Source organism: Brevibacillus sp. IT-7CA2 (assembly GCF_949767855.1).
Taxonomy (GTDB): domain Bacteria; phylum Bacillota; class Bacilli; order Brevibacillales; family Brevibacillaceae; genus Brevibacillus.
This window is the reverse complement of record NZ_CATKQT010000013.1, coordinates 25,296-40,232: the sequence shown is the minus strand read 5'-3', so window position 1 is coordinate 40,232 and position 14,937 is coordinate 25,296. Positions and strand designations below refer to the sequence as shown.

16 protein-coding genes are annotated in these 14,937 nt (G+C 48.7%); 5 read left to right on the top strand and 11 right to left on the bottom strand.

The window, feature by feature from the left end:
* The first annotated feature begins 49 nt into the window (after nucleotides 1-49).
* Nucleotides 50-2,461 (top strand): UvrD-helicase domain-containing protein, encoded by a 2,412-nt coding sequence (locus ACM6JA_RS11015; RefSeq protein ID WP_414852338.1) that lies wholly within the window; start codon nucleotides 50-52, stop codon nucleotides 2,459-2,461.
* A gap of 149 nt (nucleotides 2,462-2,610) precedes the next feature.
* On the opposite strand, the gene fabI is transcribed toward ACM6JA_RS11015, so the two are convergent.
* The 3 genes from fabI to ACM6JA_RS11000 all read right to left on the bottom strand — a co-directional run bounded on the left by fabI (nucleotide 2,611) and on the right by ACM6JA_RS11000 (nucleotide 4,413).
* Nucleotides 2,611-3,384: an enoyl-ACP reductase FabI gene (gene fabI / locus ACM6JA_RS11010; RefSeq protein ID WP_414852337.1), complete on the bottom strand. Its 774-nt coding sequence runs from the start codon at nucleotides 3,382-3,384 to the stop codon at nucleotides 2,611-2,613.
* Nucleotides 3,385-3,480: 96 nt separating this feature from the next.
* A complete protein-coding gene (locus tag ACM6JA_RS11005; RefSeq protein ID WP_414852336.1) occupies nucleotides 3,481-3,633 on the bottom strand; it encodes a hypothetical protein in 153 nt (50 codons plus the stop codon).
* Between the two features lie 54 nt (nucleotides 3,634-3,687).
* The gene (locus tag ACM6JA_RS11000; protein WP_414852335.1) at nucleotides 3,688-4,413 is read right to left on the bottom strand and encodes a ZIP family metal transporter; all 726 of its coding nucleotides are present in this window, start codon (nucleotides 4,411-4,413) and stop codon (nucleotides 3,688-3,690) included.
* Between the two features lie 233 nt (nucleotides 4,414-4,646).
* On the opposite strand from ACM6JA_RS11000, the gene ACM6JA_RS10995 reads away from it, so the two are divergent.
* Nucleotides 4,647-5,264: a MerR family transcriptional regulator gene (locus ACM6JA_RS10995; RefSeq protein ID WP_414852334.1), complete on the top strand. Its 618-nt coding sequence runs from the start codon at nucleotides 4,647-4,649 to the stop codon at nucleotides 5,262-5,264.
* 154 nt (nucleotides 5,265-5,418) lie between these two features.
* Entirely contained in the window at nucleotides 5,419-6,507 is a 1,089-nt protein-coding gene (locus ACM6JA_RS10990) for an HD-GYP domain-containing protein (RefSeq protein WP_007716948.1), read from the top strand.
* A 41-nt stretch (nucleotides 6,508-6,548) separates the two neighbouring features.
* Here the strand turns inward: ACM6JA_RS10990 and ACM6JA_RS10985 are convergent, their stop codons facing one another.
* On the bottom strand, nucleotides 6,549-7,229 hold the full coding sequence (locus ACM6JA_RS10985; RefSeq protein WP_414852333.1) for a TerC family protein: 681 nt from the start codon (nucleotides 7,227-7,229) through the stop codon (nucleotides 6,549-6,551).
* Between the two features lie 86 nt (nucleotides 7,230-7,315).
* Here ACM6JA_RS10985 and ACM6JA_RS10980 point away from each other — a divergent pair, with 86 nt between their 5' ends.
* Nucleotides 7,316-7,837: a hypothetical protein gene (locus ACM6JA_RS10980; RefSeq protein WP_007716952.1), complete on the top strand. Its 522-nt coding sequence runs from the start codon at nucleotides 7,316-7,318 to the stop codon at nucleotides 7,835-7,837.
* A 214-nt stretch (nucleotides 7,838-8,051) separates the two neighbouring features.
* Complete coding sequence (locus ACM6JA_RS10975) at nucleotides 8,052-8,531, top strand: chemotaxis protein CheW (RefSeq protein ID WP_414852332.1); 480 nt, start codon at nucleotides 8,052-8,054, stop codon at nucleotides 8,529-8,531.
* 36 nt (nucleotides 8,532-8,567) lie between these two features.
* Here the strand turns inward: ACM6JA_RS10975 and ACM6JA_RS10970 are convergent, their stop codons facing one another.
* The 7 genes from ACM6JA_RS10970 to ACM6JA_RS10940 all read right to left on the bottom strand — a co-directional run bounded on the left by ACM6JA_RS10970 (nucleotide 8,568) and on the right by ACM6JA_RS10940 (nucleotide 14,887).
* Nucleotides 8,568-9,236 (bottom strand): hypothetical protein, encoded by a 669-nt coding sequence (locus ACM6JA_RS10970; RefSeq protein WP_173617072.1) that lies wholly within the window; start codon nucleotides 9,234-9,236, stop codon nucleotides 8,568-8,570.
* Nucleotides 9,237-9,285: 49 nt separating this feature from the next.
* On the bottom strand, nucleotides 9,286-9,882 hold the full coding sequence (gene thpR / locus ACM6JA_RS10965) for an RNA 2',3'-cyclic phosphodiesterase (protein WP_414852331.1): 597 nt from the start codon (nucleotides 9,880-9,882) through the stop codon (nucleotides 9,286-9,288).
* A 64-nt stretch (nucleotides 9,883-9,946) separates the two neighbouring features.
* A complete protein-coding gene (locus ACM6JA_RS10960) occupies nucleotides 9,947-10,429 on the bottom strand; it encodes a hypothetical protein (protein ID WP_414852372.1) in 483 nt (160 codons plus the stop codon).
* 149 nt (nucleotides 10,430-10,578) lie between these two features.
* Nucleotides 10,579-11,619 (bottom strand): hypothetical protein, encoded by a 1,041-nt coding sequence (locus ACM6JA_RS10955; RefSeq protein WP_414852330.1) that lies wholly within the window; start codon nucleotides 11,617-11,619, stop codon nucleotides 10,579-10,581.
* Between the two features lie 3 nt (nucleotides 11,620-11,622).
* The gene (gene surE / locus ACM6JA_RS10950) at nucleotides 11,623-12,444 is read right to left on the bottom strand and encodes a 5'/3'-nucleotidase SurE (protein ID WP_414852371.1); all 822 of its coding nucleotides are present in this window, start codon (nucleotides 12,442-12,444) and stop codon (nucleotides 11,623-11,625) included.
* Between the two features lie 108 nt (nucleotides 12,445-12,552).
* Complete coding sequence (locus ACM6JA_RS10945) at nucleotides 12,553-12,984, bottom strand: DUF533 domain-containing protein (protein WP_048033900.1); 432 nt, start codon at nucleotides 12,982-12,984, stop codon at nucleotides 12,553-12,555.
* Nucleotides 12,985-13,084: 100 nt separating this feature from the next.
* Nucleotides 13,085-14,887, bottom strand: a complete 1,803-nt coding sequence (locus ACM6JA_RS10940; RefSeq protein WP_414852370.1) for an SgrR family transcriptional regulator — start codon at nucleotides 14,885-14,887, stop codon at nucleotides 13,085-13,087.
* Nucleotides 14,888-14,937 lie beyond the last annotated feature (50 nt).

Genomic DNA, 14,937 nt, shown 5'->3' with positions numbered 1-14,937 from the left:
CAAGTGTCCCCTGCCGACAGGGGGCACTTCTTGTTTCCGAGGTGTCCTGATGAACTACGCTTTACTAGACAACAAACCCATCCTGTTGCTACCAGAGAACTACAACCGCATACCGTTTTGGCGCATGGCTGCCCGGCAGGACAAGGTACGCTGTCCAGCCTGTGCATCGGCGCTTCGTCTTCATGCTGGCATCAGCTTTGAGCCGCATTTCTTCCATCCTGAAGGAGCAGAGTGCCCGCTTCTGACGGAAAATGGTCCTGCTCCTCTCGATTCGCTACAAGCGATTAATGAGACGGCTGCCACTGCCTTTCAGGCTGTCTTGGCTGCTACGGTCGAAAAGGATCACAGCGTCGATAACACGAAAGAACCACTCGCATTCTCAACCAAGGAGAACAGCGAGGCATCCATAGACGAAGAAAATACACCGACCATCGGCTCCTTTCGCCTTCCGAAAAAGAGAACGATTGGCACGAGCACGACGCCTCCCCCGCCAGCTCCGAAGCCACCGGTTTTCCGCAAACGCTTGATGCCGAAGAAGACCATTTCTCACATGGCTGAGCAAATGCGTGATCAATCGCTGCACCCGGGACAACAGCAAGCGGTGCACGCTACCGAGGGGCCTTTTCTCATCCTCGCGGGAGCCGGAAGTGGCAAGACGCGCGTCATGACTGCACGCACGACTCACTTGATCTCAGATTTGGGCGTAAAGCCGAATCAAATCATGGTCGTGACCTTTACGACCAAAGCCGCCGATGAAATCCGTCAGCGCATTGCCCGGCAACTACCCGCTGGACAAGCACGTGAGCTGATTGCCGGTACGTTCCACAGCATCTTTTACCGAATGCTCCTGCATCACCAGCCAGAACGCTGGGATCAGCAGCGCCTCTTGAAAAAGGATTGGCAAAAATGGCGGTTGATGCGCGAGACCGGCGCACTGCTCGGTCATGACGACCTTGCCACGTTAAAAGAAACCGAGATCACCGAAGCACTCGGCATCATCAGTCGCTGGAAAAACGAATACATCCGCCCCCAGGAGGTCGCGTATCGGGAAGCAACGAGCGATGCAGAAAAACGGGCGATCCAGCTTTATCCTCTGTATGAGGCCACGAAGAAAAAGCATCAATGGTTTGACTTTGACGACATGCTCATTGGCTGCTACGAAATGCTGCGCGATGATCCAGGACTCCTACGCCGTTATCAGGAACGCATTACCTATGTGATGGTCGATGAGTTTCAGGATATCAATCGCATTCAGTACGAGACGGTCAAGCTATTAGCCGCTCCACAAAACAATTTGTGTGTCATCGGGGATGACGACCAGTCGATTTACGGCTTTCGCGGCAGTGATCCGCAGTACATCTTGGGCTTCACCAAAGACTTCCCGCAGGCGTCGACATTTACACTCGAGGTCAACTACCGTTCCCATTCCTCGATTGTCAGTCTTGGCTACTCACTGATCGGTCACAACCGAGAGCGGTGGGCAAAGGAATGTCAGTCCTTTCATCGCGAGGAAGGCGACACGTATTTATTCGAGCCGGAAGACGAAGAAGAACAAGCTTCCCGAATCGTCGATGAAATTATCCATCGTCGTGAGCATGGGGCCATTTTGGGTGAATGCGCGATCTTGTACCGCACCACTGAATCTGCACGCCCCATTTTGGAGCGTCTGAGCGAAGCAGGGATTCCTTTTCATTACACGCAAGAGGAAGATTCCTTTTACCAACGCCAGACGGTTCGCTGGACGCTGAATTATTTGCGACTCGCGTTAAACCCGGATGACACCGATGCACTTAAAGAAATATTGTCGACCCTCTACATCTCAGCTGAAATGTGGAATACCTTGCGCAGCCAAGCAATCATCGAGGACAAGCCGATTCTGCACGTTCTTCCTCATTTGACACAGCTCAAACCGTATCAGCGCAAGCACATGCAGCAAATCAATGAGATTCTCACCGCGTGCAAGGATATTTCACCTGCTCAGGCGTTGGAGCTCATCTATGAGGATGGCAAACTGCGCGACTATCTAAAAAAACGAGCGAAAGACCGGGAAGATGGCCGGGAACGTTGGAGCGATGAGCTGCAGCAAATACTGGCAGCTTCTAAGCGCCATGCGACAATCAGCGATTTTTTGGCTTATATCGATCAAATGGCGCGACAAGAAAAAGAGTGGCGCAATATGCGACCACTCCCGGACGAAGCTGTTCATGTTTTAAGCATTCATCGGGCAAAAGGTCTCGAATACGACCACGTCTTCTTGCCCGATCTGGTAGAAGGTGCCCTTCCTCATGAGTACACATTGGATGAGCTGCGAAAAGGCGGCTCCGGTGCGCTTGAAGAAGAACGTCGTCTCTTATACGTCGCGATTACCCGGGCCCGTCACAGCTTGTGCATCGGTATCCCCCGGGAGCGATTCGGACGAAAGACCCGCACCTCCCGCTTCATCGCCGAGATGGGCAGGTAAGTACTGAAAGCCGCCACCCATATAAATCAAGAATTCTTCCATATTCGTAATCAATGGAAACATAAAAAACAGGCCCCCTTTCACGCATTTTGGGTATAGTATGCGAGAAAGCGGGGCCTGTTATTCTTTTTCGGGAAATTTACTTCTGGTTAACCGCCCATAATGCTGTAGCCAGCATCAACGTGCAAAATTTCACCCGTGATTCCTCGGGAAAGATTGCTGAACAAGAAAAGAGCGGTGTCGCCTACTTCCGATTGGTCAATCGTGCGGCGTAATGGAGCTTTTTCCTCAATTTCCTTCAGTACGGTGTTGAAATTGCGGATTCCTTTTGCAGCAAGCGTACGGATTGGACCAGCAGAGATCGCATTGATACGAATGTTCTCTTTACCCAAGTCGTTTGCCAAATAACGAACAGATGCATCAAGCGCAGCTTTGGCTACACCCATTACGTTGTAGTTTTGAATCACGCGCTCACCGCCAAGGTAAGTCAAGGTCACGATGCTACCGCCCTCGGTCATCAAAGGACGAGCAGCACGAGCAACTGCTACCAGGGAGAATGCGCTAATGTCTTGTGCCAGTGCGTATCCTTCGCGGGATGTGTTAACATACTCGCCTTCGAGCTCTTCCGTTTTCGCAAACGCGATGCAGTGCGCTAGACCGTGAATAACGCCCACTTTTTCTTTGATCACAGCAAAAGCCGCTTCGACATCCTCATCCTTCGTGACATCGCAATTTACCAACAGCGACTCTACTCCCATTTTTTCCGTGAGTGCCGCCACGTTTTCACGCAGACGCTCCCCTTGGTAGGTAAAAATCAGATTCGCTCCAGCATTATGTAAGGATTGCGCAATTCCCCAGGCAATGCTGCGGTGGTTTGCTACGCCCATGATGACGATGTTCTTTCCTTGCAACAATGTATTCATTATGTATCTGCCCCTTTCCCAACTTATTCCCCTGCATTATAACCGATCTTGTCCATGGATACGAGGGGATAAACGAGAGGGGCGGTACAAAAACATTTAATCAGTACTTCCTGCCTGATCGATTAGCGCAGTTAGAACGTCAGAGGAAGCCCACGATTCCTGCAATGGATTCAACGATGTCCCCATAACCGGGAATTCAGTCAGTGACTGCAAAAGATCGTCTGTTTGCATTTGCTCTTGATGGTTCATACTGTCAGTCCACACTCCCTTCCTCCAGTCTAGACTGGCTAGGAATGGGACCTTTTATGCATGCAAGTGGTTCGCGTGCAAATAGGCAGACAAAATCAGATACACGGCCATGGCACCAACAAAATAAACTCCGTACTGTGCCTTTTTGGTTTGTCCGATATAAGGGACGAGATGGCTGGCGGATACATACAGAAATATACCGGTCGTCATGGCCAACATAATGCCAGACCAATTCGGTGGAAACATTTGCTCGGCAAAACCAAAGCTGAGAGCTCCCGCAATCGTCGCGATTCCAAGGGATGTCGCCCCCCAAAATGCTTTCTTTCTCGAATTGGTCGCTGCCAGCAAAAGAGAGGCAATGGTTACGCCATCCGGGATTTTGTGCAGCAGCATCGCCACCAATACGGATACCCCTACTTCTGAATCCATCCGCAGGCTAGCGACTAATGAGACCCCTTCGACAAATGCATGCAATAAAAAACCTGTCATGACCCCAATAATTCCCGTGGAGCCAAACTCTCCGCTCGACTTGCTAATTAATTCCAGAGCAAAAAGCGTCACAAAGCCAACGAGCACAAATGGCATCAACCACAGGCTTTTGTCAGAAAAGACATGTGGCATCAAATCTAGCAGCGTAATCGCCAGCAGTAGCCCAGCCCCTGCACTGATCATCGCAAACAAAGCCTCGGTTGACCAGGCACGCAGACATAACAGCAGTCCCCCGATACTGCTCGCCAAGGCAGCAGTCAAAAGGACAATCCAGAAAACAGATTGCATCATCCGGTCCTCTCCTCACCCAACGAGCAAAAACATGCTTACTCCTTCCATATGTACGCGCCTGTCCCGGTCATTATGAGCAGACAACCAAATTTGACAAAATGCGACGATCTGTCCGAATCGGACGAAAGATCACTAGTTTTTAGAACCTTTGTCGATTCTCTCTTACCCGGAAAATTTTGGTGCTATAATGAGTCCACCGGGAATACCGAGAGGAAAAAAAGGAGTGATTCGGGATGGATGTACAAGTTTGGATGGCTTCAAAAGAGGTAGCTGATCGCCTTGATGTGCATGTTCGTACACTGCGTAACTGGCTGGACTTGTTCGTACCCGCACAGGAACGTCTGAAAAATCCGCAGGGTCACTATTTGATCAGCGAAGCAGGCTTTGAACTGCTCAAGGAAGTAAAGGAAAGAAAAGACAACGGCAGCAGCTCGTTAAAAGATATTCAGCGCCAATTAATAGAAGAAGGGCGCCTGTCTGAGGAAATGCTCATGGAAGAAGAACTCGCAGGCGCGGAAGAAACCGCCGTTACGATCAGCGCCACAAACAAGCTGGGAACGGGCATGCGAGAAGTGGAATTGACGGTTCACGAGACACTCGTCCAATTTCAGCAAGAGCTCACACAGCTCTCTTCTATGAATCATATGCAATCGACCATTCTGCAAAAGATTGCGGATATCGAAGAAATGCAAGAGTCCCTTCGCTTGGAAATGCGTCGTGTTACTTTTGAACTGGATCTTATGCAGCAGCGCTTGACTCGTCGCAAGGAGCGCTATGCCCGCTACGAACCTCGCTGGTCACTCAACCCTTTCCGCTGGTTTACACGTTCAGATCGCGCAGCCGAGCAATAATCGTGTTTTTCGATAAGGGAAAAAATGACAATTGAGAGAAGTACCTCAACAGCGGTAGTCTCCCCATGTTCTACTGTGATAAAATGGCACTACATGAACTGACTGAAAATCAGGACTATTTACATTCCACAAAAAAAGGACTGGGGCTTTCGTTGTGAGAAAATTGCATATTACTTCGGTAAAGCCGGGCGATATTATCGCCAAGAGCGTGTTCCAAGAAAATGGGAACGTTCTGTTGGGGATCGGGGTACAACTAACCCCCCGTTACATTGAACGGCTTGTTCAATTGGGAATTGATACCCTTTACATTCAAGACAAGCACACAGAAGATATCATGCCGGAAGATGTAATCCGCGATGAGACGCGTAAAGAAGCCGTGGATGCCGTGTACAAAACGATGACTACCCTCATGGATCAGCCGCAGATCAAGCGCCGTACGTCCGCACCTGATTTCGGGAGCAGTTTTCAAAAGGTGTTTCGGGAAATCTTTCAAGATTTGAGCAGTCGCAAAGATATCTTGGTCAACCTGTCCAGTCTTCACGTGTTGGACGGTTACCTTTTTCATCACGCTGTCAATGTCGCCATTCTGTCTGGTGTGGTAGGGATGGCCAAAGGCTACAACCAGCAGCAGATGATGGAGTTGGGCATTGGTGCGCTTTTGTTCGACATCGGCATGACACAGGTTCCCAAGGAGCTCTGGACCATGCGTACCGAGTTAAGTGCAGAAGAACGCCAACGTGTCCAATACCATACCGAAGAAGGCTTCAATATTTTGCGGAATCAGCATAACATCTCAGTCGTCTCCGCACACTGTGCGCTACAGCACCACGAGAGATACAACGGAACAGGATATCCCCGTCAGCTGTGTGAGAAAAACATTCACGAGTATGCACGCATCGTGGCAATCGCTGATGTTTACGATGCCTTAGTTTCCCCGCGTCCATTTCGGCAAAGCTATTCGCCGAGTGATGCTACCGAGTACTTGTTCGCTACAGGAAACACCTATTTCGACCTCGACCTGCTCAAGCTATTCCTGCAGCACGTCGCTATTTATCCAATTGCTTCAACTGTATTGCTGAGTACAGGGCATACGGGGGTCGTTTCCAAAGTGAATCCATTGGCAGTGAATCGACCTACAATCCGGATTCTTACCAATGAAGATGGCTCTGAAGTAGCCAGCACCTATGAAATCGATCTCTACGATAAAGAATGGATGAGCGTGACGATCGTCAAAACCTTATAGGCCCAGGACAAAGCTGAGATTCATTATTCATCTCAGTTTTTTCATGCGTGGGTACGTGTTGTTTTCGTACGTTGCAAATATCCCGCAACTAACACGAGAGCAACCACCCCAATTCTGATTGCATATTCAAGCCAAAGCCTCCCGGCGATCCACTCATGCATCGTATCTTCCATTAGAATCATATTCACCGCTGTCACAGCTAGGACACCTGAACCAACATAAACAAGCCATACAAAGCGCTCCATTGCTTTTAGAATGAGCTGGCTGCCAAAAATCATGAGAGGCACACTAATCAAAAGACCCAACACGATGAGGACGATATCTCCTTGTGCTGCCCCTGCAATGGCGAGTACGTTATCCAGTCCCATCATCACATCTGCTACGACAATCGTCTTGACCGCTTGAACCAAGTCTTCACTCGAGCTGATCGCTTCCTCTCGCTCGTCCTCGCGTAACAGGTTGTAGCTGATCCATAGTAGGATAACTCCGCCGATCATGTATAGATACGGGATTTTCAGCAAATAAACAGCAAGAATCGTAGCGATCACGCGTACGATGATAGCAAGAAACGTCCCCCACAATATGGCTCGTTTTCGTTGTTCGATAGGAAGCTTCCGACAAGCGATGGCAATGACCACGGCATTATCTCCACTTAATACGATGTTGATGGTAATGATGAGTAGCAGTGACGAAAAAAAGGCAGATTCAAACAAAGGATGCAACCTCCCTGAACTTTTTGAGCCCTACTCGTCACCCTTGTACGGTGCCCCTAATTTTTTGTATGATGGTAACGAGGAGGGTTGTCGAAATGTCGAAACAATTCGTTATAGAAGCGATCATGTTGGCTATCTACGGGGAGTTGATGGTCCCATCGCAACCAGTAGAATATCTGATACCCGCGTCGACAATCTATGAATTGGACGAATTTATCCAGAGTCCTGAACCTATCATGCCCTACTCTACTGATGATCAGTATGTCCGGCGGATTATGAAAGAAATGAGCCAATTTTTTGCCGACCCATTCAATCGCAAGCGAATGGAAAAAGGACTGATAGCACCATGGTCCAAGGTTCCCTTTTCTTTTCCGAACGGTGTGACCCTGACGGTCGTAAAAGTGGAGGACAACGCCATGTGGGGGGAGATATTTGATCCCGTAGAGACACAGCTATTGTTGACAGCTATGAAATTTGAGGCGCCACTTCTCACAGACCAGCCTGATTATCAGGATCGGATATTGGAATATATCGTGCCTGTTCAATTTTACGATGTGGATGATTTTGATTTCGCGCTCGAGCAAGGAATCTCATTGAACGACCTTCGTGAACCATAATCAAGAAAACAGACCGACGAGCCTGACGCTTGTCGGTCTGTTCTTTTTGTTACTTTGGAGTCAGCATGACCATTGTTGTTCTCGCTTCCTTGCAGATTATCCCCTGAAACTAGTTCATAAGTCTTTGCCCTCACAAAAAAACGTCCTGAGTAGGTTTGTCCATGGTACAATATGGGTAAAGACATGGAAAGCGGTTCGGGGAGGAATAGTGCACATGGAAATGACGAAAAGAAGCAACGGTTCGGATTGGGAGACAGAAGCAGCTGTTGACCAACAGATTTTGTTTAAAATGGGGAATGAATATTACGGACTGTCGATTTCACTCGTACGTGAGATTATCAAGCCGCTGCCCATTACACGTTTTCCAAAATCTCCACCATATGTCGAAGGAGTCATTGATCTGCGTGGGCGGATCTTACCGATAATCAACTTGCGAAAAATGTTTGATCTGGAACCTTTGGAAGAAACGGATGACACTCGCTTTGTCGATTTACAGATGGATGGGTTGAACATCGGGATTATCGTGGATGCGGTCTCTGAGGTCATGAATATTCCGCAAAGCTTGATCGAGCCTGCCCCACCCATTATCGCTGGTGTAGAGGGCAAGTATTTGCACGGCATTGCCCGTATGAACGACAAGCTGATCATGCTGCTCGATGTGGATGAAATTTTTGGACAGTGGAAAAAGAAGTAAGTGGCAGTGTAAAGCCCAGTGCGATGATGCACTGGGCTACTCTCTTCCTCCGCTTGCTAAATACGCATAATTCACCCACACCATCTCTTCGATTCCCAAAATTTCTTTGAACAGGTCAACCGAGTCGTATAACAGTGAAGCTCCTGTGTCGTCATCGACATTCGTCAACAACTGCAAATCAAAAAGGGAACGTAACTGCTGAATCTGCTTCGGACCCACGATCCGACCAAACGACTGCGGCTTGATACGTGTGATTCCTTTACCTACCTCGCGCCGATACAACTCCGAACGCACTACCCTCTCCAGTATGTCTTCATACTTTTGCCGAACGTCCTCGCTGTCTACGATTCCTTCCTGCAGGTCAATCTCTGGATAAAGCCTGCCAAACTCGGCTTCCGCCATTTCTACATCGAGCGAGTAGCTGATTGTCGCTGACGCAACCTCGAAGCCTGCATCGAACAAGCGAAAGCCCCAGCCATTGTCCTCAGCGTCATGAAACCAGAGGAGGGGTACGAATTGCTTGGACAGTCTCAGCAAAAAATCAAGCGTCGTGGAGGTTTCCAGCCACTCATCCTGCAGGAAAAATGCATTCCAGTCGCTGTTGACGTTTCTGTGGAAGTGTGGCTGCTCTGTCTTGGATAAGGCAATCAGTACTTTCGGTTCGTATTTGCGTGGATAAAGAATGCCGGTCGTGAACTCACCCATCCGCTTTCCACCGCTTTCTGGAAGGCTTCCCTGATCCTTTCTTCTTAGTCTATTCAGGCAACGCTTGTTTTTTGCTGTGATCTTTATCAAACGTGCTCGTGTGGATCATCGTATGTACGGCGCCCTCCGGCAACAACTCGGAACGATACAAATGGAAATGCCGTGCCTTCCATTGTGGCGGCTCCTGCGCTAAATAACGTTCATTCCAATCCTGGAGGGCCAACTCATCTCCGTTGCGATGCGGACCGCGGGCCAGCGTAATATGCGGCCGATACTGTTTCCGATCGTGGGACAAGCCTTCGTGCAATTCGAACCGTCTGCCCAACAATAAATGGAGCTGCTGGAGAGGAGAAAGTTGGCCGCGCAGTCCCAGCCAGAGCACACGTGGATGCAGGGCATTCGGAAAAACCCCAAAGCTACCAACACGCAGGGTAAATGGCTGGATGATCGCGCTGACGATATCCATATCCTCACAGATAGCGGGTACGAGTGACTCATCCACCTCCCCAAGAAAATGCAGAGTCAAATGCAAATTAGCAAGAGACTGCCACCTGTCCGCAGTCACATCTTGCTTCAACCGTTTTTGAACATCGGCAATATAAGCGGCAGCCTCAGCTGGAATATCCAGTGCTATGAATAAGCGCATTTCTGTCCTCCTTCGAAAAAAATAGCCCTCCTGTGACGGAGAGCCATTTATCTTTCATGCCGCGTTAGGCAGCCATCATCTTTCCGGTTACGATTCCCAAAACACTCCTGACATATTCCGCAAGAAGGTTCGATCCAGGCTGGTAGGTAAAACGCAAGGTCAGCTCACTATGACCGACATGACCAGCAGGAGGGATATTCCAGAAGTACTCTGCTTCCCCGTATAAATACTCTTCAATGCGCTGCTTCTTTCCCTCGATATCGATACTCGGATCATGCGTCAAGGAAAACTTCATCATGACAGAAAACGAATCTGTCCAAACGTGATCGCGCTTATGTAATTTCCCATGGATAACTACTAAGCCGGCTTCTCCCCATAGATTGTACTCGAGTAAAGCCTGAAACTGCGGATGTACCTGCAGCTCCAAGGCAGGAAGCCCTCCTTCGATCGTAAGCGCATGACGTTGTGCCAGTAGCTCAATCTCCCCTTGAAAACGGTGGGCGCATTCAGAAACAGCCTGGAACAAATTGGGTTCAACAGCGTACATCGTCGTCACCTCTCCCCAATGGATTGTCTATCTTACCTAATTCGAACTCCCGCTTGTCATATCCTTTGTTGAAAAATGACTTATTTACCCATATTTCATCGAAGACCAAAAGATTCCCGCGTGAGTCTTTTTTCACAATCTCTCAACAATTACAGGTAAGGGACAGACATTCCTGGAAACGCTTTCGCAAACACCTGCGCGAGATGCTTCTGTACATCTTCATCCAGCTCCAAATGATAGAGGCAACCGCTCTCATAACGCAATAGTGGATAGGCGCCCAACTGCAAGGGAGAAGCGTCCTGCGTCTGCACGTACTCCGGCAAGGTCATCAAAAAGCGCGAGAACGGATTTGCTTCATCCTCTGACATATGAACGACCTCGAATAAATGCGAGAGACTTGGCGTCAACACGATCATCGCGTAATCGTCCGCTTCCGCAGCCCATACGGTAAAGGACGTATCCCGGACCTCGCTACGGGCGTGCCTGCGCATAACCCACACTGCTTGCTGCACAGTACTCATCAATAAATGCTGGGCTCCTTCTTCACCATGGACATCTCTCATGTGCTTGTAGCGCAATACGAAGGCCATCCCCGATTCTGTAAAAACAGACCCAGGCAAGCTCATCGCTGAGATGCTTTCGGTCTCTTCCTCACGCACCTGCACCTCTTCTGGAAGTGTATCGGGTGTTCCCTCATAGAGCGCCTGAATCATCTCATGCGTACGAGCCACTTCCGCTGGGGAAAAAGAGATTGATTCGGAATAGATGTGGATAAGCTCTCGATCCGTGTAAGCCAAGTAGTGCAAAGAGGTATACGGCTGCTCGATCATTTTCAAGGCCATGCTTCGCTCATCAGCACGCGCTATGTCAAACGTCAAGGGAAAACCAAGTGGATTCAGCGGGTCCGACAGTGTCCAAATAACAGCTAGTAGTTTATTTTGATATGTCTTGAACTCGAGCGAAACGGCATCTCTCGTCTGCTCACTGAAAGCATCCACCGATTCGAACACCAAATACAGCTCCACTTCGCCCGTTCCACTTAGACGGACAAAGTAAGGAAGCCCCTCTTCTTCTGCCAGCTTGTACAAATCGTGATAAACCACGGGATCGAGAACCTCTCCCTGTGTTGACTCGTCTGGAGAACACAGGGTGTCATCGGGGGTTAGCGGAGGGAAAAATTCCTCATTCATGCGTTAGTCCTCCTGTTTTCCCCAAGCTTTTAGCAATGCCCAATTGTCCATTTGTTTTAAGAGAGTCCGATCTGTCGCGTCAATGTGGACAGGGGTAATCGCAATATAGCCATGCTTGAGCAAATCATAGTCCAGCGGCTCCGCCAGTGGCATGACTTGAGGGTACTCGCGTGCCAAATAATAGCCTTCTGCTTCTTCGCTATATTTGTCTTCATAGTGGTTCATGGACAAGGTGGCCGGAACCATTCCTTTCACCTCAGCAAGCGGTACATGCGGGATATTAATATTCCAGAATACCTCTGACGCCAGTTCTCCTTTAACCGCACGATTGCTGAATTCTTTTACAATCGGACGAATCATCTCCACTACATCGCCGTAGTTGTCTTGATCGAACCAGTTATCATAGGAAAGGGCAACACCGGGAACACCCAAGATTACCGCCTCCCTGGCACCGCTGCACGTACCGGAGTAATAAATATCACGTCCGAGATTCGTCCCGACGTTAATCCCCGAGAATACGATATCCGGTTTTTTCCCATGTTCAAACAGGAGGTGGTAAGCAGCTTTTACACAGTCTGCAGGGTTTCCATTGACCGCCCACGCTTTCACCGGCATTCCGTAAAAATCACGCTGTTCAGGCGCGAGTGCACTGCGATAAGTGATTCCATGTCCGACCCCGCTTTTCTCTTCAACCGGTGCCACTATATAGACTTCCGTTTCCTCCAAAGTGAGCAAAGCTTCTACCAACCGCTTGATACCAAGAGCATCGATGCCATCATCATTCGTAACCAAGATCCGCAAAATAGGGTCTCCTCCTTCATCCATAGCGTTGCCACTCGCTGAGACGTTATTTTTCTTATTGTACTGTAGATAACGAGGCTGCGCCACGCTTCCACCTAAAACGAAAGGACCCCAATCATATTGGGGCCCCGGCTATTCGCCTACAATATCCTTCCAGCGTTCGCGCCAAACAATCCCTTCGCGAATCCACTCTTCTACTTGACGCTGCTTTTCCTCCGAGATTCCGATCAGGCATGCGATACGGGCAATCTCTTTTGTCTCCGACGGTGATAGCTTCCGATCGATCAATGCCATGTGGTAAAGCTTGCGCATCATAACGAGCTTTTCAGCCTGCGTCATGGCTACCAGATCTTCCACGATGACCTCCGGACGCTTCGGATAATCCATGTCATCCATTAAAATTTGTCGTTCTTTCAATGTAAAATGCTCCGAATTCACGATTTCATGAATACGATCCATTTCTTTATTTCCTATATAACCGTCGGCGTGCCCGACGCAGATCATCAAGCGAATAGACGCAAACAAAATGTGTTTGTCCTTTTCGATTTTGGTATACACCGGCATAGTTCCTCCTCAAAGAACTTTATGAGCATAATATATAACTACATATGATAATACGATGAAAAACGAAAGCGGTTTCACATTATTATGTGACAAATTTATGCTATTCCCTAACAAAAATGCGTCTGAAATCAATCCAGCCATAGGCATCCAGACTTACACCAGATAACCGCGGATGTGCAAGCATTTCTACCCGATTCGAATACAGTGGGACAAACGTACTGTAAGCCGCAAGTGTATGCATGATACTGTCCACGCAAGCTTGTCGGTCTTGTGGTGTTTGGACGCACGACATGCGGTTCATCCAATACGCGATCTCTTCCTTTCCAAGCAGATCTAAATGATGAGAAATACTCAACGCACCAGCGTATAGAAATTCTCGTAAAGACAGCTCCGCCCTTTCATCTACATTCGCACTATCCACAACCAAATCTGCCTCTTGTAATAACGAAGGCAAGGCAAGCTCCTCCGGGGATGCATACCTGATCTCTATGGCAATTCCGTATTCCTTGCACGTTTTCTGAATCCACTGGGCATCTTCTATATGATCGGAATCTGGATACGTATAGAGCCACAGTGTCTCTCCCTGATACCCGCTCTCTTTGAAAATACGAACCAACTCCTGTGAATCAGGCACCTCTCTTTTTTCTTGGAACGACTCAGTTCCACCCCAGATGACTGCATGCTCTCTCGTTCCCTGTAGTTCTTGTCTCAAGGCTTGTCCACAAATGATAGCCACCATGAGACTCCGAAACTCGCTATGTGACAGCGGGCCATTTTTTGCTCCATTCAAGCTCACGTATTGAAAACAATCTTCCAATCTGCAAACGTCACTCCATGCCAGAAAGCTCGTATCACGATGATCATCCAAAGCCGTTACGGATAACAAGCTCTCATCTCCCTGTGCTTCTGCTGCCATTCCAGGTACACACCAGATTTCGATTCTGTCCAAGAACGGCCTCCCCCCAAAATAAGGCGTGAACGCTTCCAGTACGAGCATGGAATCGTCGTTGCGGACTACTCGAAACGGCCCCGTTCCTACTGGCATTTGCGCAAATTGCTCCCCCATCTCCAGAACGTAATCACAGGGGACAATCGCCATATATTCCTTGCTCAGTGCCTGTAAAAACAATTCATCCGGCATATGCAAAGAGATCGTCAATACGTAGTCATCTTTGACGGTAATCGATTCGATTGAAGTGGCTAGCCAGCGATGTTTATAGGAATGCTCTATCAAACGAAGCAAGGAAAAGCGCACATCTTCAGCAACAAGTGAACGGCCATGATGGAATAAGACACCTTTCCGCAAGTAAAAAGTCCACTGCTTTCCTTCTTCACTAGCTTCCCAATAAAAAGCGATAGCGGCTTCAATCCGTCTCGTGACTGGATCAAACTGGACAAGAGAATCAAATAGCTGCTTGACCATATGTGACTCGGAGCGCAGAAGAATATGAATCGGATCAAGCCCTGCGAATGGTCGACTGTAAAACAATCGCAAGGTATCGACTCTGCCCTTACTTCCCTTTTCCCGCTTCACACGATGTCCAAACTGACTATTCATCCATCGTGAAAATTTTTCACCCAAAACAGGCAAATTTACTCCATACTCGTCAATCATATCCCGTGCAGCACGAATCTCCCCTTTTTGCACGAGTTCCTTGGCTACGCTCATAATCAGGTCTTCGGGCGCAAGCAAGCATGTCAATACAGATCGATTTCCTCGCCCTCTCCCCGGCTGCCAGACTACCCATCCCTGGCTTTGCATTTTTTTCAAGGTCAAGGTCGCATTCCGCAATGTACAAAATAAAAGCGAAGCAACTTCAGCTAACGATATGTCAAGCGGATGCCCAATCGCTTCAGTAGGTCGACCCGCACACAAACGCATGTATTGTTCAACGAGTTGCATCTTGCCACCACCAATTTCCTCATAAAACATGAAAAAGCTATTCGCCTAAT